This window comes from Mesorhizobium sp. BR1-1-16 (assembly GCF_020165495.1).
Classification (GTDB): Bacteria; Pseudomonadota; Alphaproteobacteria; order Rhizobiales; family Kaistiaceae; genus Kaistia.
Genome location: NZ_JAIUIE010000002.1, coordinates 105,286 through 123,865, shown reverse-complemented (window position 1 = coordinate 123,865; position 18,580 = coordinate 105,286). Strand labels below are relative to the sequence as shown.

The 18,580-nt window shown below is 65.2% G+C and carries 18 protein-coding genes and 1 riboswitch; of the genes, 8 read left to right on the top strand and 10 right to left on the bottom strand.

Going from position 1 to position 18,580, the window contains the following annotated elements:
• Positions 1 to 12: 12 nt before the first annotated feature.
• On the bottom strand, positions 13 to 798 hold the full coding sequence (locus LB518_RS06495) for an SDR family oxidoreductase (protein ID WP_224574617.1): 786 nt from the start codon (positions 796 to 798) through the stop codon (positions 13 to 15).
• Positions 799 to 917: 119 nt separating this feature from the next.
• Here LB518_RS06495 and LB518_RS06490 point away from each other — a divergent pair, with 119 nt between their 5' ends.
• Positions 918 to 1,703, top strand: a complete 786-nt coding sequence (locus tag LB518_RS06490) for a 2-keto-4-pentenoate hydratase (protein ID WP_224574616.1) — start codon at positions 918 to 920, stop codon at positions 1,701 to 1,703.
• A 10-nt stretch (positions 1,704 to 1,713) separates the two neighbouring features.
• On the opposite strand, the gene LB518_RS06485 is transcribed toward LB518_RS06490, so the two are convergent.
• Positions 1,714 to 2,805, bottom strand: coding sequence for a 2'-deoxycytidine 5'-triphosphate deaminase (locus tag LB518_RS06485; protein ID WP_224574615.1), 1,092 nt, complete (start codon positions 2,803 to 2,805; stop codon positions 1,714 to 1,716).
• A 133-nt stretch (positions 2,806 to 2,938) separates the two neighbouring features.
• A riboswitch (SAM riboswitch) is annotated at positions 2,939 to 3,018 on the top strand.
• 59 nt (positions 3,019 to 3,077) lie between these two features.
• On the opposite strand from LB518_RS06485, the gene LB518_RS06480 reads away from it, so the two are divergent.
• From LB518_RS06480 to hemA, 3 genes are all read left to right on the top strand, one after another.
• Positions 3,078 to 4,274 carry an O-succinylhomoserine sulfhydrylase gene (locus tag LB518_RS06480; protein WP_224574614.1) on the top strand — a complete coding sequence of 399 codons (1,197 nt, stop codon included), beginning with the start codon at positions 3,078 to 3,080 and terminating at the stop codon, positions 4,272 to 4,274.
• 184 nt (positions 4,275 to 4,458) lie between these two features.
• Positions 4,459 to 5,130, top strand: a complete 672-nt coding sequence (locus tag LB518_RS06475; RefSeq protein WP_224574613.1) for a porin family protein — start codon at positions 4,459 to 4,461, stop codon at positions 5,128 to 5,130.
• Positions 5,131 to 5,419: 289 nt separating this feature from the next.
• Complete coding sequence (hemA, locus tag LB518_RS06470; RefSeq protein ID WP_224574612.1) at positions 5,420 to 6,697, top strand: 5-aminolevulinate synthase; 1,278 nt, start codon at positions 5,420 to 5,422, stop codon at positions 6,695 to 6,697.
• Positions 6,698 to 6,750: 53 nt separating this feature from the next.
• On the opposite strand, the gene LB518_RS06465 is transcribed toward hemA, so the two are convergent.
• Positions 6,751 to 7,920 carry a pyridoxal phosphate-dependent aminotransferase gene (locus LB518_RS06465; RefSeq protein ID WP_224574611.1) on the bottom strand — a complete coding sequence of 390 codons (1,170 nt, stop codon included), beginning with the start codon at positions 7,918 to 7,920 and terminating at the stop codon, positions 6,751 to 6,753.
• A 155-nt stretch (positions 7,921 to 8,075) separates the two neighbouring features.
• Entirely contained in the window at positions 8,076 to 8,489 is a 414-nt protein-coding gene (gene mscL, locus LB518_RS06460; RefSeq protein WP_224574610.1) for a large conductance mechanosensitive channel protein MscL, read from the bottom strand.
• A gap of 167 nt (positions 8,490 to 8,656) precedes the next feature.
• Here mscL and apaG point away from each other — a divergent pair, with 167 nt between their 5' ends.
• Positions 8,657 to 9,049 carry a Co2+/Mg2+ efflux facilitator ApaG/CorD gene (gene apaG / locus LB518_RS06455; RefSeq protein WP_224574609.1) on the top strand — a complete coding sequence of 131 codons (393 nt, stop codon included), beginning with the start codon at positions 8,657 to 8,659 and terminating at the stop codon, positions 9,047 to 9,049.
• Positions 9,050 to 9,061: 12 nt separating this feature from the next.
• Here the strand turns inward: apaG and LB518_RS06450 are convergent, their stop codons facing one another.
• Genes LB518_RS06450 through LB518_RS06440 form a run of 3 tightly spaced genes read right to left on the bottom strand, consistent with a single transcriptional unit; the run spans position 9,062 to position 12,205 of the window.
• On the bottom strand, positions 9,062 to 10,051 hold the full coding sequence (locus LB518_RS06450) for an Hsp33 family molecular chaperone (protein WP_224574608.1): 990 nt from the start codon (positions 10,049 to 10,051) through the stop codon (positions 9,062 to 9,064).
• A gap of 4 nt (positions 10,052 to 10,055) precedes the next feature.
• Entirely contained in the window at positions 10,056 to 10,976 is a 921-nt protein-coding gene (argF, locus tag LB518_RS06445; RefSeq protein WP_224574607.1) for an ornithine carbamoyltransferase, read from the bottom strand.
• Positions 10,977 to 10,987: 11 nt separating this feature from the next.
• Complete coding sequence (locus tag LB518_RS06440) at positions 10,988 to 12,205, bottom strand: aspartate aminotransferase family protein (protein ID WP_224574606.1); 1,218 nt, start codon at positions 12,203 to 12,205, stop codon at positions 10,988 to 10,990.
• A 408-nt stretch (positions 12,206 to 12,613) separates the two neighbouring features.
• Between LB518_RS06440 and LB518_RS06435 the strand changes: the two genes are divergently transcribed.
• Positions 12,614 to 13,156 carry a GcrA family cell cycle regulator gene (locus tag LB518_RS06435; RefSeq protein ID WP_224574605.1) on the top strand — a complete coding sequence of 181 codons (543 nt, stop codon included), beginning with the start codon at positions 12,614 to 12,616 and terminating at the stop codon, positions 13,154 to 13,156.
• Positions 13,157 to 13,256: 100 nt separating this feature from the next.
• Entirely contained in the window at positions 13,257 to 13,934 is a 678-nt protein-coding gene (locus tag LB518_RS06430; protein ID WP_224574604.1) for a TetR family transcriptional regulator C-terminal domain-containing protein, read from the top strand.
• Between the two features lie 55 nt (positions 13,935 to 13,989).
• Here the strand turns inward: LB518_RS06430 and LB518_RS06425 are convergent, their stop codons facing one another.
• Positions 13,990 to 14,724, bottom strand: coding sequence for an SDR family oxidoreductase (locus LB518_RS06425; protein WP_224574602.1), 735 nt, complete (start codon positions 14,722 to 14,724; stop codon positions 13,990 to 13,992).
• An 85-nt stretch (positions 14,725 to 14,809) separates the two neighbouring features.
• Here LB518_RS06425 and LB518_RS06420 point away from each other — a divergent pair, with 85 nt between their 5' ends.
• The gene (locus LB518_RS06420; protein ID WP_224574600.1) at positions 14,810 to 15,697 is read left to right on the top strand and encodes an AraC family transcriptional regulator; all 888 of its coding nucleotides are present in this window, start codon (positions 14,810 to 14,812) and stop codon (positions 15,695 to 15,697) included.
• A gap of 13 nt (positions 15,698 to 15,710) precedes the next feature.
• Here the strand turns inward: LB518_RS06420 and preA are convergent, their stop codons facing one another.
• Together preA and LB518_RS06410 are read right to left on the bottom strand one after the other, a co-directional pair.
• Positions 15,711 to 17,033, bottom strand: a complete 1,323-nt coding sequence (gene preA, locus LB518_RS06415; protein WP_224574598.1) for an NAD-dependent dihydropyrimidine dehydrogenase subunit PreA — start codon at positions 17,031 to 17,033, stop codon at positions 15,711 to 15,713.
• Between the two features lie 14 nt (positions 17,034 to 17,047).
• Positions 17,048 to 18,400: an NAD(P)-dependent oxidoreductase gene (locus tag LB518_RS06410; RefSeq protein ID WP_224574596.1), complete on the bottom strand. Its 1,353-nt coding sequence runs from the start codon at positions 18,398 to 18,400 to the stop codon at positions 17,048 to 17,050.
• Positions 18,401 to 18,580: the final 180 nt, after the last annotated feature.

The window sequence follows — 18,580 nt, the reverse complement described above, 5'->3', positions numbered from 1 at the left end:
GGCGGAGACGGCTCAGTCCCTGACGCCGAGAACGTAGCTCTGCTCTTGGTCAACAAGCGAACCCGTCATCGGGATCGACGTATCCGACAACAGGAACATCGCGAGGCGGGCAACGTCTTCCGGTTTGATCAGCCGCCCCCAGGGCTGCGTGGCCTCGGCCTGAGCCAGCCAGCATTCGCCCTTGCCGAGCCGCGACGACTGCATTTCGCGTTCGCCCGGCGTATCGGCCCAGCCGAGCAGGATGCCATTGATGCGGACGCGATCGAAGCGATGCGAATAGGCCGCATTCTTGGTGAGCGTCGCCAGCGCAGCCTTGCTGCCGGCATAGATGCCAAGGTCGGCCGTGCCGCCATGGGCGTTGACCGAGAGGATGTTGACGATCGATCCATGCGCGCGCCGCTCGCGCAGATGCCGGATCAGCTCCTGCATCAGGAAGAGCGGAGCGCGGGTGTTCACGGCGAACATCCGGTCGAAGAAATCGATATCCGCATCGGCGACCGAGCCACGCTCCGTGAGCGCAGCGGCATTGGCCAGCGCGTCGATGCGGCCGAAACGGTCGAGCGTGGCCTGAAAGATCGCCGCCGGCGCATCGGGATCATCGAGCGCTGCATCGACGAAGCCGGCCTCGACGCCGAGCGCCTCCAGCTCCTCGGCCACGGCTGCGCCGCGGCGCAGGTTGCGACCGGTGATCATGACGCCCTCGGCGCCCGACCGTCCGGCTTCCATGGCGATCGCCCTTCCGACGCCCTGCGTGCCGCCCGTCACCAGCAGCACCTTTCCCTCGACGCCGACATACATGAAGATCGCCTCCCGAATGCTCTTCCCGCCCCCTTCTCAACATGGACCACGGCATCCGGCAAGAGCAAGCCAAAGCGACCGCAAGAGAAGGCCGCCATAGTATCTTTGGAGACACGACCATGCCGATCGAGGCCGCAGCATCGATCCTTGCCGGACATCGGCTGGACGGCACCGCCGTCGTGCCGCTGCACGAGGCAGACCGGCCCGCGGACATGACCGCTGCCTACCAGGTCCAGGACCGGGTGCATGAACGGCTCGCTTCAACACGCTTCGGGCGCCGGATCGGCTGGAAGATCGGCTGCACGACCCAGGTGATGCAGACCTATCTCGGCATTGATGCGCCCTGCGCAGCCGGCCTCTTCGCGGGGACCCGCAGCGACACACCGGCACAAGCGAGTGCGCGCGACTATCGCCGCATCGGCATCGAGTGCGAGATCGCCGTGCGCCTTGCGCAGCCGCTCGACGGCCGCGGCGGCACGCCAGATCTCGAAACCGTGGCCGCATCGATCGACTCTGCGATGGCCGCGATCGAGATCGTCGACGATCGCTATGCGGACTGGCGAACGCTTGGCGCACCGACGCTCGTCGCCGACGACTTCTTCGCCGCCGGCTGCGTCCTCGGCCGGCCGGTCGCGAGGGATGCGCTGCCTGACCTCGCAGCGGTTCGCGGCACGACGATGATCAATGGCGAAGCGCGCGGCCGCGGCATCGGCGCGGATGTGCTCGGCCATCCCTTTGCAGCCGTGGCATGGCTCGCTGCCAGCCTCGCTACACGCGGGCGGCGGCTCGAAGCCGGCGAGATCGTGCTGACCGGCAGCCTGGTCGAGACGCGCTGGCTCGATGCGGGCGACACGGCGCGGATCGAGATCGACGGCCTTGGAACGGTCGCGCTGACGGTGGACTAGGCCCCGGACCCTAGCCCAGGCGGAAATGCTTCGAAAGCTTCAGGCCCTGCGCCTGATAGTTCGAGCCGGCACCGGCGCCATAGAGGACGGCCGGGCGTTCCGACATCGTCTCATAGACGAGGCGGCCGACGGTCTGGCCGTGTTCGAGGATGAACGGCACCTCGTGGCTGCGCACTTCTAGCACGGCGCGGCTGCCGGCGCCGCCGGCGGCGCTGTTGCCGAAGCCCGGATCGAAGAAGCCGGCATAGTGGACGCGGAACTCTCCGACCAGCGGGTCGAAGGCGACCATCTCGGCGGCATGTTCGGGCGGCACATGCACCGCCTCGCGCGAGACGAGGATATAGAACTGGTCGGGGTCCAGGATGAGCTCGGCGCGGCCGCGGCGGCTGATCGGCTCCCAGAAATCCAGCATGTCGAGCGCCGCGCGCTGGTCGACATCGACGACGTCGGTGTGACGCTTGGCACGGTAGCCGACGATCGCGCCGCTGCCTTCGAGATCGATCGAGAGGCAGAGTCCGTTGGCGATCATCGGCTTCCGATCCGTGATCGGCGCGGCGTCATGCAGCGCCGTCAGCGCTGCATCGGAAAGGCGCGTGTCGCCCCGGCGGAAGCGGATCTGCGACAAACGCGAGCCTGTCCGCGCGAGGATCGGGAAGGTGCGCGGGCTGACCTCGAGATAGAGCGGGCCGTTGTAGCCGGGAGGGATCGTGTCGAAAGCCTGCGCGCGGTCGGTGATCACGCGCGTGAAGATATCGAGCCGGCCGGTCGAGGATTTCGGATTGGCCGAAGCCTCGATTTCGCCCGGAAGCGCCAGGCTCTCGAGCAACGGCACGATATAGACGCAGCCGGTTTCGAGCACGGCGCCGCGCGTCAGATCGATTTCGTGCAGCCGCAATTGCTGAATGCGATCGGCGACGGTGACGGTCGGACCCGGCAGGAACGACGCCCGGACGCGATAGGCGACAGCGCCGAGGCGAAGATCGAGGCTCGCGGGCTGGATCTGGTCGCCGTCCAGCGGCTTTTCCGAGGCGATCCAGCCCTCCAGGAACGCAGTCCGGATCTGCCGGTCCGAAAGGATGCCCATATTGATCGTGCCGGCCATGCGCGCCCGTCCCCGCAGTCCTCTGCCCTTTGACGGGCGCGCCCTTGCTTAAAGGAAGTCCTGCGGCCCGCCAAGCCGGCGAAGCCGGGCCCGATCAGCCAATTGACGGCGCCGCGCAAGCGGCCTATCAGAAATGTCAGTTCGTGGTCCTTTGAGCCGACCGGCTTGCCGCCACGTTAAACAAGGTCGCTAAAAGGTCGGTTGCGGCGAACCCGTATCCCGATCTTTTGCTCCCGGCCGCTGGTCGGGATTTTTGTATCGGGAAACTTGCAATGGCCGACACGCCCTCTCCTCGCCGCCGCCGCCCCGCCACCGAACTCGTCCATGGCGGCACGCTCCGCTCGCAGTTCGGCGAGATGTCCGAGGCGCTGTTCCTGACGCAGGGCTTTGCCTATGACGACGCGGAAGCGGCCGAGGCCCGCTTCAAGGGCGAGAGCCCGGGCTTCATCTATTCGCGCTTTTCCAACCCGACCGTCTTCATGTTCGAGGAGCGGATGCGCCTTCTCGAAGGCGCGGCCGCCGCGCGGGCGACGGCGAGCGGCATGGCCGCCGTCACCGCCTCGCTGGTTTCGATGCTGAAGGCCGGTGACCATGTCGTCGCCGCCAAGGCGCTGTTCTCGTCGTGTCTCTATGTCGTGGAGGACCTGCTGCCGCGCTTCGGCGTCGCCTCGACGCTGGTCGACGGTACCGATCTCGACCAGTGGCGCGACGCCGTGCGCCCGAACACCAAGGCCTTCTTCCTCGAGAGCCCAACCAATCCGACGCTCGAAGTCATCGACATCGCCGCCGTCGCCGACATCGCGCATGCCGCCGGCGCGCGCCTCGTCGTCGACAACGTCTTCGCCACGGCCATCCTGCAGTCGCCGATCGAACTCGGCGCCGATGTCGTGGTCTATTCCGCCACCAAGCATATCGACGGCCAGGGCCGCGTTCTCGGCGGCATCATCCTTTCGGCCGACGAGGCCTATGTCACCGACCACCTGCACAATTTCCTGCGTCAGACCGGCCCGAGCCTCTCGCCGTTCAATGCCTGGGTTCTGTTGAAGGGCCTTGAGACGCTGGAAATCCGCGTCCAGCGACAAACCGCCACGGCGGCCCGCGTGGCCGATGTCATCGCGGCGCATCCCAAGGTCACGAAGCTCATCTATCCCGGCCGCGCCGACCATCCGCAGGCCGCGATCATCGCGCGGCAGATGAAGGGGGGATCGACGCTGATCGCTTTCGAGGTCGATGGCGACAAGGAGGCAGCCTTCCGCGTTGCCAGCGCACTGGAAATCATCAAGATTTCCAACAATCTCGGCGATGCGAAGAGCCTCATCACCCATCCTTCGACCACGACGCATCAGCGGCTCAGCGAGGAGGCAAGGCTTGGCTTTGGTATCACGCAGGGCATGCTGCGCCTGTCGATCGGGCTGGAGGATCCTGACGACCTGATCGAGGATATCAGCGCCGCCCTCGACAGGGCCTGAGCACTATCCGTCAAGGGCGCGGCAGAAGGCCGTGACGGAATGTGACCAATGATGACTAGTTTATGACGGTGGGGTGTGGCGGCGCGATCATAACCCGTTGTTAACCAGCGGGATTAGGGTCCGGGCGGGGTGGGATCCGAGGCGGGGCATCGCGACGATGCGGCCGCCGAAACAGGAAATGCCTATGCGCACACTTGCCACATTGATGCTTACGTCCACGCTGGCGCTCAGCGCCGCGCCGGCGTTCGCAGCCGACCTTGCCCCGGCCGATCTCGGCCCCGTCAAGGCGCCTAACGCGATGCTCAACTGGTCGGTCGGCCTCGAGGTCAGCCCGGAATTCTATGCCGTTACCAAGGGCAAGAACACCGCCGGCAACTACGCCGATACCGCGATCAAGGCGAGCCTCGGCTATACCTTCGACCAGAACTGGGTGCTCAACGGGTCTTTCCAGGCGACGTTGAAGAATGACAGCACCCAGCAATATTATGCTGAAGGCGGTGTCGGCTATAAGTTCAAGTTCGGTGACTTCACGCTGACGCCGCAGGCCGCCCTCGGCGAGACGTGGGATGCCACCGGCCTCGGCGATGACGGCGACTCGAGCGCGCTCTACTACGCTCTCTATCTCGCCGGCGACCTGAAGCTCAACAAGCAGTGGTCGTGGAACGTGTTCAACCTGCGTTGGCGCGATGCGTTCGACTATCAGTGGCAGACGCCGAAGGTCGCCACCGGCCTGACCTATGCGTTCAGCGACGCCGCGAAACTCAACGTCAATCTCGGCTATTCCTGGAAGAACACCGGCGACGGCTACTACGGCGACAAGATCAACCTCGCCCTCGCGATGAAGTACGCGTTCTAGTCCAAGACGCCCCGCCTAATCGACAATGCCGGCCTCAGGCCGGCATTGTTGTTTTCGAGCGGCAGTCAGCCTGGGCCGACGTCTGCCGATCTCGATTCCGAGCCGGGCTGTGACCTGGATCAAAGCCCGCCAAACGGCGTGCGCTAAATTGCGTCATGGCGGTACGGGCCGTAGAGGCCTAGGTGAAGGACCAGTTACAGGAAAGTGAATGCCGACGCTGGCCGGCTTCATTGGACAGATTCGACGCCCTCCGCTAGTTTGCAACTCTTCTAGGCAGCAGGCCGAGTTCATGGATTATCAGTCGTTCTTCGTGGACGCGATCGAGGCTCTCCACAGCGAGAAGCGCTATCGCGTCTTCGCCGATCTCGAGCGGATCGTGGGCCGCTTCCCGCATGCGATCTGGCGCTCCGAGCGCGGCCAGCGTGAAATCACCGTCTGGTGCTCGAACGACTATCTCGGCATGGGCCAGCATCCGGACGTCGTCGGCGCGATGGTCGCCGCGGCGCAGGGCATGGGTGCTGGGGCTGGCGGCACGCGCAACATCTCCGGCACGACCCATCCGCTCGTCGAACTGGAGCAGGAACTCGCGGACCTGCATGGCAAGGAAGCCGGCCTTGTCTTCACATCCGGCTTCGTCTCGAACGAAGCGGCCATTTCAACGCTGGCCCGTCTGCTGCCCGATTGCGTCATCTTCTCGGATGAGCTCAACCACGCCTCGATGATCGAGGGCGTGCGTCGCTCGGGTGCGCAAAAGAAGATCTTCCGCCATAACGATCTCGATCATCTCGAGGAACTACTGGCTGAGACGGCGCCGGGCCGCGCCAAGCTGATCGTCTTCGAAAGCGTCTATTCAATGGACGGCGACGTCGCGCCGATCGCCGGCATCTGCGACCTCGCCGAAAAATACGGCGCGATGACCTATATCGACGAAGTGCATGCGGTTGGCATGTACGGGCCACGCGGCGGCGGCATTGCCGAGCGCGACGGCGTCATGCACCGGATCGACGTGATCGAGGGAACGCTTGCCAAGGCGTTCGGGGCGCTGGGCGGCTATATCACCGCGAGCCGGGCGATTGTCGACGCGGTGCGATCCTATGCGCCGGGCTTCATTTTCACGACCGCGCTGCCGCCGGCGATCGCCGCTGCCGCGACCGCCTCGATCCGCCATCTCAAGATGTCGCAGACCGAACGTGCGCTCCAGCAGCATTACGCACAGCGCACGAAGTCGGTGTTGATCCATGCCGGCTTGCCGGTCATGCCATCGGAAACGCATATCGTGCCGTTGTTCGTCGGCAATCCGGACCTTTGCAAGAAGGCTTCGGACATGCTGCTCGAGGAGCATGGCATCTATATCCAGCCGATCAACTACCCGACCGTGCCGCGCGGCACCGAGCGGCTACGCATCACGCCGACGCCCTGCCATGACGAGGCGCTGATCCTCGGCCTCCGCGATGCGCTGGTCGATGTCTGGCGCCGCCTCTGGCTGCCGCTTGGCCGCACGCCGGCGATCCCGCAGCGCGCGATGGAAGGCGTCGAGCGTCTCGCGGTCTCGACCTCCGGCGGCTGATCGTCTCGCGACGGCGATGGCCCAAGCGGGCGATCGTCGCCGCCTTGGTCTTTCTAGACCAGCCAGTCGGCCAGGCGATCCGTCGCCTCGGCGACCTGATCGGGATTGCGCAGGAAGCACATGCGCATGAAGCCCGCCCCGGCTGGCCCGAACGCGTCTCCCGGCGCTAGGCCGACATTCGCCTCGTCGACGAGGCGAAGGCCAAGCTTGCGGCTGTCCGTCTCGCCGTCCACCGAAAAGAACAGGTAGAAGGCGCCCTTCGGCCAGGTGAACCGCACGCGGCCGGTTGCCTCGAGCCCCTGACAGACGATCTCGCGCGCCGCCATGGCACGATCACGCTGGAACTCGATGAAATGATCGCCCCGGTCGAGCGCGGCCACAGCGCCGCGCTGCAGGAATTTCGGCGTTCCCGAGCTTGAATACTGGATGAGATTCTCGATCGTCTGGCCGAAACGCGGCGGCGCCCCAAGCCAACCGACGCGCCAGCCGGTCATCGCCCAGTTCTTCGAAAGCGTGTTCACGTAAAGCACGGGCTCGTCCGGCTCGGTGATGTCGTAAAAGGACGGCGCTCGTTCGCCCTGATAGACGAAGCGCGTATAGACTTCGTCGGCGATGATCCAGAGCCCGCGCGCCCGCGCGAAATCGCGGATCGCCACGAGTTCCTCGCGCGTCGCCGTCCAGCCGGTCGGATTGCAGGGCGAATTCAGGAATAGCGCCGTGGTGCTCTCGGTCACGGCATCGAAGTAGCGATCAAGGTCGAGCGTCCAGCCGGCATTGCCGAACTGCATCGGCACCGCGACGGCGCGCGCGCCGCCGACCTCGGTCGCAGCGCCGAAATTGGGCCAGGCCGGGGTCGGGATGACCACCTCATCGCCCTGCCCGGCAACCATGCGAAGGGCAATCTGGATCGCCGGCATGCCGCCCGATGTGACGAAAAACCGCTCGGGATCGAACGGGCGTTCATAGAGGCGCTCGTGATAGCGGGCGATGGCCGCACGCAACTCCGGAATGCCGCGCTGATGTGTGTAGAAGGTCTCGCCATCGTCGAGTCCCACCCGGGCGGCGTCGACGATGAAGTCCGGCGTCGGCAGATCGCCCTCCCCAACCCAGAGCGGAATCAGGCCATCACGGTCGCGGCCATAATTGAAGATCTCGACGATCCCGCTCTCCGGGGCGCTGTGAGCCTCCGGCCTGAGCCGGTCCTTGGCGGGCAAACTGGTCAAGAAAGTTCCGATCAAGAGGAGACGACGGAGCGGCCGCAGGCGCGGCCAAAATCCGCCCAGCTAAACAAGATTGATCGGCTGGAGCTGTAACTCGCGTCACAGCCGCCAGCCCTGGCCAGGGCCGAATTTGAAGCTAGCAGAACCGCCAAAGGCGGCTATTTACGGGTGGCGAGGAGGTCGCGGATCTCGCGCAGCAATGCGACATCTTCCGGAGTGGCGGCCGGAGCGGGGTCGGCCTTCTGCTGGCGCTTCAGCGTATTCATGCCCTTGACGATCATGAACAAGATCCAGGCGACGATGATGAAATTGATCAGGAGCGTCAGGAAGTTGCCATAGGCAATCGTCGCGCCGGCCTTGCGGGCAGCGTCGAGCGTCGGCTGGGGATCGCCGGCGAGTTGGACATATTTGTTGGTGAAGTCGATGCCGCCGGTGATCCGACCGATGATCGGCATGATGATGTCATTGACGATCGACTGGACTAGCCCGCTGAAGGCGGCACCGATGATGATACCGATCGCGAGATCGACCATGTTGCCGCGCAAGGCGAACTCTCGAAATTCCTTCAGCATATCCGATACCCTTCCTTTTTTGGCGAATCCGGTTTCGCGGCGCTTGATCCATAAGTCTAGCGGAGCGCGCCGCGCTGACAAGCAAGCAGCCTCGCGTCCCGCTTGCGCAATATTGACGACGCGATCCGATTTCGACTATGAGCCGCTCTCCAGCAGGAGCGCCGCCGATGTACCGTGCCGTCACGCGATCGATCCAGGTCACGGTCGAGCCGAGCTTCATTGAAGACGAGTCCTCGCCCGGCGATGGCCGCTATGTCTGGGCCTATCACATCGAGATCGTCAATCTGGGGCTCGAAAACGTGCAGCTCCGCTCGCGCTTCTGGCGCATCACCGATGCCAGCGGCCGCACCGAAGAGGTCCGCGGGCGCGGCGTGGTCGGCAAGGAGCCGACGCTGAAGCCCGGCGAGAGCTTCGAATATACGAGCGGCTGTCCACTGACGACGCCATCCGGGATCATGGTCGGCACCTATCAGATGCAGACCGACAGCGGCGAAATGTTCGTGGTCGAGATCCCGGCCTTCTCCCTCGATCTCCCCAACCAGATCCGCGTCGTGCACTGACGCGAGGCTGGCTCAGGACAGGAATTCGGCCGGGTCGAAGGTGTATTTGAGGCCGCAGAATTCGCAGGTCACGGTGATCGCGCCGTCCTCGATCGATTCCGTGATCTCCTCGGCGGAGAACGAGCGAAGCACACCGACGATGCGTTCGCGTGAGCAGGAACACTGGTCGCGTACCGATGTCGGGTCGAAGACGCGCACGCCGCGTTCATGGAAGAGGCGGTAGAGCAGCCGCTCGGCGGGCACTTCGGGATCGATCAGCTCGTGATCTTCGGTCGTGCTGACCAGCGACTTGGCCTCGACCCAGGCATCATCATCGTCGTCGTCCTCGTCGAGCCCGCCGGGCGCGTCGCCGCCGGGCAGGTCGCGCTGCCGCATCCGGTCTTCCGATTGCGGCAGGAACTGGACCAGAAGTCCGCCGGCGCGCCAGCTATGCGCCACCTTGCCGTCCTCGCGCGTCATCATCTCGGCAACTGCGAGGCGGACCGCCGTCGGGATCTGCTCCGACTGCGCGAAATAGGTGTGCGCTACCTCCTCAAGGCTTGAGCCATCGAGCGGCACGATGCCCTGGTAGCGGCTGGTATGGGCGCCTTGGTCGATGGTCATCGCAAGGACGCCATTGCCAAGCAGTTCCGCTGGCTCCAGCGTGCCCTCGGCCTCCATCTCCGCCACGCGCTCTGCGTCGAAACGGGCATAGGCGCGGAGATTGCCGGGCGTGCGGAAATCGACGACGAGCATGTCGACCGGGCCGTCGGTCTGCGTCTGCAGCAGGAACTGCCCTTCGAATTTCAGCGACGAGCCGAGCAAGACGCCGAGCACGATCGCCTCGCCGAGCAGCTTGGAGACCGGTAGCGGGTAATCATGCCGGGCCAGCATCGATGAAAGGGCCGGCCCCATCTGGATGACGCGGCCGCGCACATCGAGACCCTCGACCTCGAAAGGCAGCACGGCATCATCACCCGCCGGCTGGACCGAGCGGGGTCCGAGATTTCCGATTTCCGACATCAGGCTACTCCGTCTCCCCGCTCATCGCCCAGGCAAGAATGCCCTTCTGCGCATGAAGGCGGTTTTCGGCTTCGTCGAACACGACCGACTGCGGCCCGTCCATGACCTCCGCTGTCACTTCCTCGCCGCGATGGGCGGGCAGGCAGTGCATGAAGATCGCGTCCTTGTGGGCGCGGGCCATGAGCCGCGCGTTGACCTGGTACGGCTTCAACAGGTTGTGCCGGCGCTCCGCCTCGCTGTCGCCCATCGAGACCCAGGTGTCCGTGACGATGCAATCCGCATCGGCGGCCGCCCACTCGGCTTCTTCCCCAGCGACGACAGCCGCATTGGCCGTACGCGCCCAATCGAGCAGCCGGCGCGAGGGCGCAAGCTCGGGCGGCGTCGCGATCTTCAGGCTGAAATCAAACCGCGCAGCGGCATGGACCCAGGAGGCGAGCACGTTGTTGCTGTCGCCGACCCAGGCCACGGTGCGGCCCTTGATCGAACCGCGATGGTCCTCGAAAGTCAGGATATCGGCCATCACCTGGCACGGATGGGACCTGCGGGTGAGCCCGTTGATCACCGGCACCGTGGCATTGGCCGCCAGCTCGGCGAGCGCGTCCTGATCAAGGATGCGGATCATGATGCCATCGACATAGCGCGACATGACACGCGCGGTATCGGCGATGGTCTCGCCACGGCCGAGCTGCATCTCGGCGCCGGTCAGCATCAGGGTCTGGCCACCAAGCTCACGCATGCCGACATCGAACGAAACGCGGGTTCGGGTCGAGGGCTGCTCGAAGACGAGTGCCAGCACCTTGCCAGCCAGGGGGCCGACGCCGTCGCGCGCGCCGTCGCGCGCCTCGCGTAGCGTACGCGCACGGTCGAGAATGCCGTTCAGGGTCGCGGAATCGAAATCGGCGAGATCGAGAAAATGCCGGGTCATGATGGTCCGATTCAGGCTTCGAGCCGCGCCGGCGCAAGCGCGGCGGCAGCCGCCTCGAGCTTCGCGATGGCAGCGTCGACTTCATCGCGGCCGACGGTGAGCGGCGGCAGCAGGCGCACGACATTGTCGCCCGCGCCGGCGACCAGCATGTGCTCGGCACGGAGCGCCCCAACGATTTCCGGCACCGGCTTGACGCCATGCAGGCCGACGAGCAATCCCTCGCCGCGCACGCCGTCGAACACATCTTGATGCTGGTCGACCAGTGCTGCCAGGCGCTGCTTCAGATAGATGCCGGTCTCGCGCACATGATCCAGGAAGCCATCGGCCAGGACGACGTCGAGCACCGCATTGCCGACCGCCATGGCGAGTGGATTGCCGCCGAAGGTCGTGCCATGCGTGCCGGGCGTCATCCCCTTGGCCGCTTCGTTGGTCGCAAGGCACGCGCCGAGCGGGAAGCCGCCGCCGATACCCTTCGCGAGCGTCAGGATATCGGGCGTGATGCCGGTCCACTCATAGGCGAACAGCTTGCCGATGCGGCCGACGCCCGTCTGGACCTCGTCCATGATCAAGAGCAGGCCCTCGGCGTCGCAAAGGGCCCGCAGTTCACGCAGGTAGCCGTTGGAGAAGGCGCGCACGCCACCCTCGCCCTGGATGGGTTCGATCATGATCGCGGCCGTCTCGGGCGTCACGGCGGCCTTGATCAGCGAGATGTCACCGAAGGGGACCTGATCGAAGCCTTCGGCCTTCGGGCCGAAGCCATCGAGATATTTCTGCTGGCCGCCGGCCGCGAGTGTCGCGAGCGTCCGACCGTGGAAGGCGCCCTCGACGGTAATGATGCGGAAGCGCTCGGGCTGGCCGTTGACATAATGATAGCGCCGGGCCGTCTTGATCGCACACTCGTTCGCTTCCGCGCCCGAATTGGCGAAGAAGACGCGGTCGGCGAAGCTGGCGGCGACGAGGCGCTCGGCGAGGCGCTCCTGGCCCGGAATGCGGAACAGGTTGGACGTGTGCCAGAGCTTGCCGGCCTGCTCGGTCAGGGCAGCGACGAGCGTCGGATTGGCGTGGCCGAGGGAGTTGACGGCGATGCCGGCGGAAAAGTCCAGATAGGCCTCGCCCTCGGGCGTGAAGAGCCAGGCGCCTTCGCCTCGCTCGAACGCCAGCGGCGCGCGCGCGAACGTATCGAACAGGGCGTTGGAAGCCGTGGGTGCACTGGATGCGGGGGCGCTCATATGCCCTCCTCGGGTCTGGCCGCAGATTGCCGGATGCTAAAAAACCAAAGGTGCCACCCGAGGCCGTCGCGCCGGGCAGCACCTTTTTGCGTTGCCCTTATATCACGGTCGTGACGATTTCTGTCAATGGAGGCACGCCATCCACAGCCGCGCAGGCGGCTAAGCGATTGACGCGACTCAAACTTCCGCCCGACAGGCCTTAACTGGGGAAAACAGCAAGAACAGCCGCCTCGATTCCCCCCGACTCTTGTCAGAGAGTCACGCCATATAGTAGCTTAACGCTCGTTAAGATACGAAATATCGAGAGACAGTCCTCCCTGAACAATGTGTCGAGTCTGTCGTCGTCCGCAGTCCAGGACGGCGTTCTTCAGGGATTCGAACTGTCTCTCCGACGGACAAGGATTTGCTATGACTTGGACGGACGAACGGGTTGAGTTGCTGAAGAAGCTCTGGATCGACGGGCTCAGCGCCAGTCAGATCGCAACCGAGCTCGGCGGGGTGACGCGCAATGCCGTGATCGGCAAGGTGCACCGGCTGAGCTTGTCCGGACGGGCGAAGCCGGCTTCCGCGCCGACGGCCCGGGCCCGGAAACCCGCCGCAGCGACCAGTCGCACCGGCATCGCCCCACGGGGCGCGGCGCCGACAGCCCGGCCGCTCGTCGCCGGCAACACGGCGCTGAAGCCAATGGTCCAGGCCGCGCCAGAACCGCGCCGCGCCATGCGCGCCGAGGCCTCGGACTCCGTCGTGGTGCCGATCAGCCTGCATGCGACGATCCTGACGCTCACCGAGCAGACCTGCAAATGGCCGATCGGCGACCCGAGCACCGAGGATTTCCATTTCTGCGGCCAGCGCTCGGGCAGCGGCATTCCCTATTGCGAATATCACTCGCGCATCGCCTACCAGCCGGTCCATGACCGCAGGCGCGAGCGCAAGGTGATGGTCGGCACCTGATCCGGACGTATCCCGTTCTCCCGGCCGCGGCGCGGCCGGGGGCGCCGCCTTCGCGGCTGGGCGCTTGATCGCGGCGTGAAATCGGCGAAACTGTCGGCCCATGGCCAGAGGGAAGGCGTCGCCGCCCGTGATGAACCCCGCCGAGCCGGCGCGCGCCCACCAGACCAAGAAGCGCACGCGGATCCAGGAAGAGAACGAGCAACGCATTCTCGATGCGGCGCTCGAGGTTTTTTCGAGCTATGGCCTGCGCGGCTCGACGATCGACCAGATCGCGGCCGGCGCCGGCATGACGAAGCCGAACCTCCTCTATTATTTCCGCCGCAAGGACGACATCTATCTCTCCGTCCTCAAGCGGACGCTCGAGGCCTGGCTGCAGCCGCTCGAAGCGCTCGGCGCCGGCGATGATCCGCGTGCGGAACTCAGAGCATATCTCGACCGCAAGCTCGAAATGTCGCGCGACAATCCGAAAGCATCGCGGCTCTATGCGATGGAGATGCTGCAGGGCGCGCCCGTCCTCGGCGTTGTGCTCGGCACCCGCCTCAAATCGCTCGTCGACGAGAAGGCCGCGCTGATGCGGCGCTGGATCGCCGAGGGCCGCATGGCGCCGGTCGACCCCTATCATCTCATCTTCATGGTGTGGGCGACGACCCAGCACTATGCCGACTTCGAGGTGCAGATCCGCTCCGTCCTCGGCGACAAGGCCGCGGGCGACCGCCATTTCGAAGCCGCCACGCGCGCGCTCGAGGATGTGATCCTCGGCGGAATCTTCGGGCGGTAGTTTCCGCCGTCAGACGGCGCATCCGGAAGCAGAGAGTGACTTCCGCGCGCCGCGCTCAGTCCTGGGCCGTCGGCCTTATGACGATGCTGCCAACCTCGACGTCATCGGGCTGATCGATGGCAAACGCGATCCCCCTTGCGATCGCGGACGGCGCGATTGCGATCGCCCCGAGCCGGGCCGCGAGGGCATCCCTGACCGAAGGATCGGAGACCGAGTCGCCGAGATTGGTTGCGATCATGCCGGGCGACACCTCCGTGACCCTCAGATGCGGCCCCGACTCCTGCCGCAACGCCTCGCTGATGGTCCGCACGGCATTCTTGGTGGCTGCATAGACGCCCATGGTCGGCACGATCTTGAGGCCGGCCGTGGAGACGACATTGACGACATGGCCACTTTGCTGGCGTTGGAAAACTGGCAGCGCGGCGGCAATGCCATAGAGCGTGCCTCGGAGATTGACGTCGATCATCGCGTCCCAATCCTCCACGCGCAGGGCATCGAAGCGCGAGATCGGACTGATGCCAGCATTATTGACGATGACATCGAGGCGGCCGGCCTCGTCGACGGCAAGCTGCACGAGCGCCTCCAGATCAGCGCGCACGCTCACATCCGTCGCCTTGTAGATTGCTCGCCCGCCCGCCGCGACGATGTCGCGGGCGATCGACGCCAGCGCATCCTCCCGCCGCGCACCCAGAACGACGGTCGCGCCGGCCTCCGCCAGGAGAATTGCCGTCGCACGGCCGATACCGCTGCTCGCGCCGGTGATGATGACAACCTTGCCGCTGATGCTCATGTTGGTCTCCTTTCAGCGAAAGGTAGGCATCCGAGCGCAGACGATCTATGCTCGGAGCGCCATGAATCTCTCGCGATCGTCTCAAATGTCGGATCCTCTGGCGGATGTGCTGACCGTGCTCGATGCGCGGCCCATCCGGATCACCCGTTTCGAGGGAGCCGGCGAATGGGCGCTGGCCTTCCCCGCCCTCGACCGGCTGAAATTCATCGCCCTTTTGCGTGGGTCGGGCTGGCTGCTGACGCAGAACCAGCCGCCCCTGCGAATCCTTGCCGGCGACTGCTGCCTGATCGGCAGGAGCGCCTATACGATCGCCAGCGATCCCGATGTGCCGCCGATCGACGGCTCCCCGCTTTACGCCGACGGAAACGACCTGCTGAATCTTGGCGGCGACGAAACGGTCGCGCTTGGTGGCGGAATTTCCTTCGCGCCCAGCGTCGGAGCCTTCCTGCTCGATCTGCTCCCGGCAGTGATGCACATCTCCGGCGCGACGCCCGAGTCGAACGTGATCGCGGCCGTTCTCGATCTTCTGGACAACGAGACGGCGATAGCCGGCATCGGCCGGTCCATCGTCACGACACGATTGGCCGAAGTTCTGATGGTGCAAGCGATCCGGGCGTTTGCAACCGCGCCGGAGGCGATTGACGGCTGGTTCGGAGCACTGGCAGACCCTCGCCTCGGCCGGGCGCTCCAGAGCCTCCACGGCGACATAGCACGGCCCTGGACCGTCGCTGATCTGGCGGCCGAGGCCGGCATGTCACGCGCGGCATTCTCGGCAGCCTTCAACCGCCATGTCGGCGTGCCGCCGCTTGCCTATATCCGGAACTGGCGGATGACGCGCGCCCGCGTCGCTCTGGCTTCACGCCACCAGAGCGTCCGGACCGTGGCTGCCAATGTCGGCTACACGTCGGAAAGCGCGTTTGGGCATGCCTTTCGCCGACATTTCGGTATCGCGCCGAGGCAAACCGCAGAGTGATCCGACGACCGGCTTACTCGGCAGGTTCCGCGACCACGGCGGGCTTGGCCATTGGGTTGTTCTTGTGCGTCGTCCAGTTGGCATATTCGCCGGTGACCGGGAAACCGGTGCGCGGATCGGTGCCGGCGACCATCTCCTCCATCGTGATGCAGTCCTGCACCGGGCAGACATTGACGCAGAGATTGCAGCCGACGCATTCGGCGTCGATGACCTCGAAATGCCTGATGCCGTCGACCATCGACGTGATGGCCTGGTGCGAGGTGTCCTCGCAGGCGATATGGCAGCGGCCGCACTTGATGCAGAGATCCTGGTCGATCTTCGCCTTGGCGACGTAGTTGAGGTTGAGATACTGCCAGTCGGTGACATTGCCGACGGCGCGGCCGGTAATCTCGTCGACGGACGTGAAGCCGTGGCTGTCCATATATTCGGAGAGGCCGGTGATCATCTCCTGCACGATGCGGAAGCCGTAGGTCATGGCCGCGGTGCAGACCTGCACATTGCCGGCGCCGAGCGCCATGAACTCGACTGCGTCGCGCCACGTCGTCACGCCGCCGATGCCTGAGATCGGCAGGCCGCGCGTCTCGGCGTCGCGGGCGATCTCGGCGGTCATGTTGAGGGCGATCGGCTTCACCGCCGGACCGCAATAGCCGCCATGGCTGCCCTTGCCATCGATCGAGGGCAGCGGCGAGAAGGTGTCGATATCGACGCCGATGATCGAGGAAATGGTGTTGATCAGCGAGACGGCATCGGCGCCGCCGCGCTTGGCGGCGCGGGCCGGCTGGCGGATGTCGGATATATTCGGCGTCAGCTTCACGATGACCGGCATGCGGCTGTGCTGCTTGCACCAGCGCGTGACCATCTCGACATATTCAGGCACTTGGCCGACCGAGGCGCCCATACCGCGCTCGGACATGCCATGCGGGCAGCCGAAATTCAGCTCGACGCCGTCGCATTCGGTCTCCTCGACCTTGGCGAGGATATCCTTCCAGTACTGCTCCTCGCAGGGCACCATCAGCGAGACGACGAGCGCGCGGTCGGGCCAATCGCGCTTCACTTCCTTGATTTCGCGGAGATTGATCTCGAGCGGCCGGTCGGTGATCAACTCGATATTGTTGAGGCCGATCAGGCGGCGGTCATTCGAATGGATCGCGCCATAGCGGGGGCCGGACACATTGACCACCGGCGGATCAGTGCCGAGCGTCTTCCAGACGACGCCGCCCCAGCCATCCTTGAACGCGCGGACGACATTGTAGGCCTTGTCGGTCGGCGGCGCCGATGCGAGCCAGAACGGGTTCGGCGATTTGATGCCGATGAAATTCGACGCGAGATTGGCCATAGCGATGCCTTCCCTCAGCCCGCGCTCAAGGCGCGATGAATGGATTCAGCGGCGATGCGACCATCGGCGACGGCGGCAACGGTGAGGTCCTCACCGGTTGCCGCGCAATCGCCGCCCGCCCAAACGCCGGAAAGCGTCGTGCGGCGCTCGGCATCGACGCGGATCTTGCCGCCGTCAAGCCCGATCGTCTCAGCCGACCCGTTGAGCGCGGCCGGCACCAGGATCTGGCCGATCGCCTTGAATACCATGTCGGCGGGCAGTTCGAACGTTGCGCCGGTACCGACCAGACGTCCGTCCTGCTCGGCCGTCTCCTCGAAGACAATGCCAACGACGCGGCCATCCTCCACTACCAGCCGCAGCGGCTTCGCATGGGTGCGGATCACGACGCCGCTCGTGGCGGCCAGCTCCTGCTCATAGAGCGAGGCACCCATCTTCTCCGCCCCGCGCCGATAGACCATGGTCACTTCGCGGGCGCCGAGCCGCTTCGACTGCACCGCGACGTCGACGGCCGTCATGCCGCCGCCGATCACCACCACGCGGCCGCCGACTGGCAGCGCGCCGAGATCCTCGGCCTGGCGGAGATCCGCGATATAGCCGACGGCGTCAGCGACACCGGGCAGAGCCTCGTCCTCAAGCGCCAGCGCATTGACGCCCGCAAGGCCCATCCCGAGGAACACGGCATCATAGGCGCCGCGGAGATCACCGAGCTGGACGTCGCGGCCGAGCGCCTTGCCGTGTTCGACGGTGATGCCGCCGATTGAAAGGACGAACTCGACCTCGTCCTGCGCGAAATCATCGGGCGCCTTGTAGGCGGCGATACCGTATTCGTTGAGGCCACCGGCTTTCTGGCGCGCATCATAGATGACGACGTCATGACCATGCATGGCGAGGCGGTGCGCCGCGGCAAGGCCCGCAGGACCGCCGCCAACGACGGCGACGCGCTTGCCAGTCGGCGCCGCGCGCTCGAAAGGCTGCTCGCCCACTTCGTCCATCAGAGTATCGGTGGCATAGCGCTGCAACAGGCCGATCTTGACCGGCTTGCCCTCCGCCGCCTCGCGGACGCAAGCTTCCTCGCACAGCGTTTCGGTCGGGCAGACACGGGCGCACATGCCGCCGAGAATGTTCTGCGACAGGATCGTCTCGGCCGAGCCGATCGGATTGTCGGTCAGGATCTGACGGATGAAGAGCGGGATGTCGATGGTGGTCGGACACGCCTTCACGCAGGGCGCATCATAGCAGAAATAGCAGCGATCCGCCTCGACCAGCGCCTCATGGCGGCTGAGCGGAGGATGGATGTCACTGAAATTGACGGCATATTGCTCGGGCGACAAACGGCCCGCAGCGATGTCCGGCGCTCTGGTCGCCATGATCACTCTCCCTCGCGGCCCCTCGGCCGATCCCTGGCCCGGACTGGCGCGCCTTCTTGTGAGGCGTCGCGCCTGCCGGAAACTCTTGATCATTTGGACAAATTCCAGATCGGTCGTCAAGGCGTGTATTCGAGCAGTTCCAATCTGCGAATGATCGAAAATTTGGCATGAACTGCCTTG

What these genes read in the sequence shown, in the direction of transcription:
- LB518_RS06410 (WP_224574596.1), bottom strand. Translation starts at nt 18,400, where the DNA reads ATGGCGACCAGAGCGCCGGACATCGCTGCGGGCCGTTTGTCGCCCGAG.
- LB518_RS06450 (WP_224574608.1), bottom strand. Translation starts at nt 10,051, where the DNA reads ATGTCGGAAATCGGAAATCTCGGACCCCGCTCGGTCCAGCCGGCGGGT.
- mscL (WP_224574610.1), bottom strand. Translation starts at nt 8,489, where the DNA reads ATGCTGAAGGAATTTCGAGAGTTCGCCTTGCGCGGCAACATGGTCGAT.
- LB518_RS06495 (WP_224574617.1), bottom strand. Translation starts at nt 798, where the DNA reads ATGTATGTCGGCGTCGAGGGAAAGGTGCTGCTGGTGACGGGCGGCACG.
- preA (WP_224574598.1), bottom strand. Translation starts at nt 17,033, where the DNA reads ATGGCCAATCTCGCGTCGAATTTCATCGGCATCAAATCGCCGAACCCG.
- LB518_RS06435 (WP_224574605.1), top strand. Translation starts at nt 12,614, where the DNA reads ATGACTTGGACGGACGAACGGGTTGAGTTGCTGAAGAAGCTCTGGATC.
- apaG (WP_224574609.1), top strand. Translation starts at nt 8,657, where the DNA reads ATGTACCGTGCCGTCACGCGATCGATCCAGGTCACGGTCGAGCCGAGC.
- LB518_RS06430 (WP_224574604.1), top strand. Translation starts at nt 13,257, where the DNA reads ATGGCCAGAGGGAAGGCGTCGCCGCCCGTGATGAACCCCGCCGAGCCG.
- argF (WP_224574607.1), bottom strand. Translation starts at nt 10,976, where the DNA reads ATGACCCGGCATTTTCTCGATCTCGCCGATTTCGATTCCGCGACCCTG.
- hemA (WP_224574612.1), top strand. Translation starts at nt 5,420, where the DNA reads ATGGATTATCAGTCGTTCTTCGTGGACGCGATCGAGGCTCTCCACAGC.
- LB518_RS06475 (WP_224574613.1), top strand. Translation starts at nt 4,459, where the DNA reads ATGCGCACACTTGCCACATTGATGCTTACGTCCACGCTGGCGCTCAGC.
- LB518_RS06440 (WP_224574606.1), bottom strand. Translation starts at nt 12,205, where the DNA reads ATGAGCGCCCCCGCATCCAGTGCACCCACGGCTTCCAACGCCCTGTTC.
- LB518_RS06420 (WP_224574600.1), top strand. Translation starts at nt 14,810, where the DNA reads ATGTCGGATCCTCTGGCGGATGTGCTGACCGTGCTCGATGCGCGGCCC.
- LB518_RS06490 (WP_224574616.1), top strand. Translation starts at nt 918, where the DNA reads ATGCCGATCGAGGCCGCAGCATCGATCCTTGCCGGACATCGGCTGGAC.
- LB518_RS06425 (WP_224574602.1), bottom strand. Translation starts at nt 14,724, where the DNA reads ATGAGCATCAGCGGCAAGGTTGTCATCATCACCGGCGCGAGCAGCGGT.
- LB518_RS06480 (WP_224574614.1), top strand. Translation starts at nt 3,078, where the DNA reads ATGGCCGACACGCCCTCTCCTCGCCGCCGCCGCCCCGCCACCGAACTC.
- LB518_RS06485 (WP_224574615.1), bottom strand. Translation starts at nt 2,805, where the DNA reads ATGGCCGGCACGATCAATATGGGCATCCTTTCGGACCGGCAGATCCGG.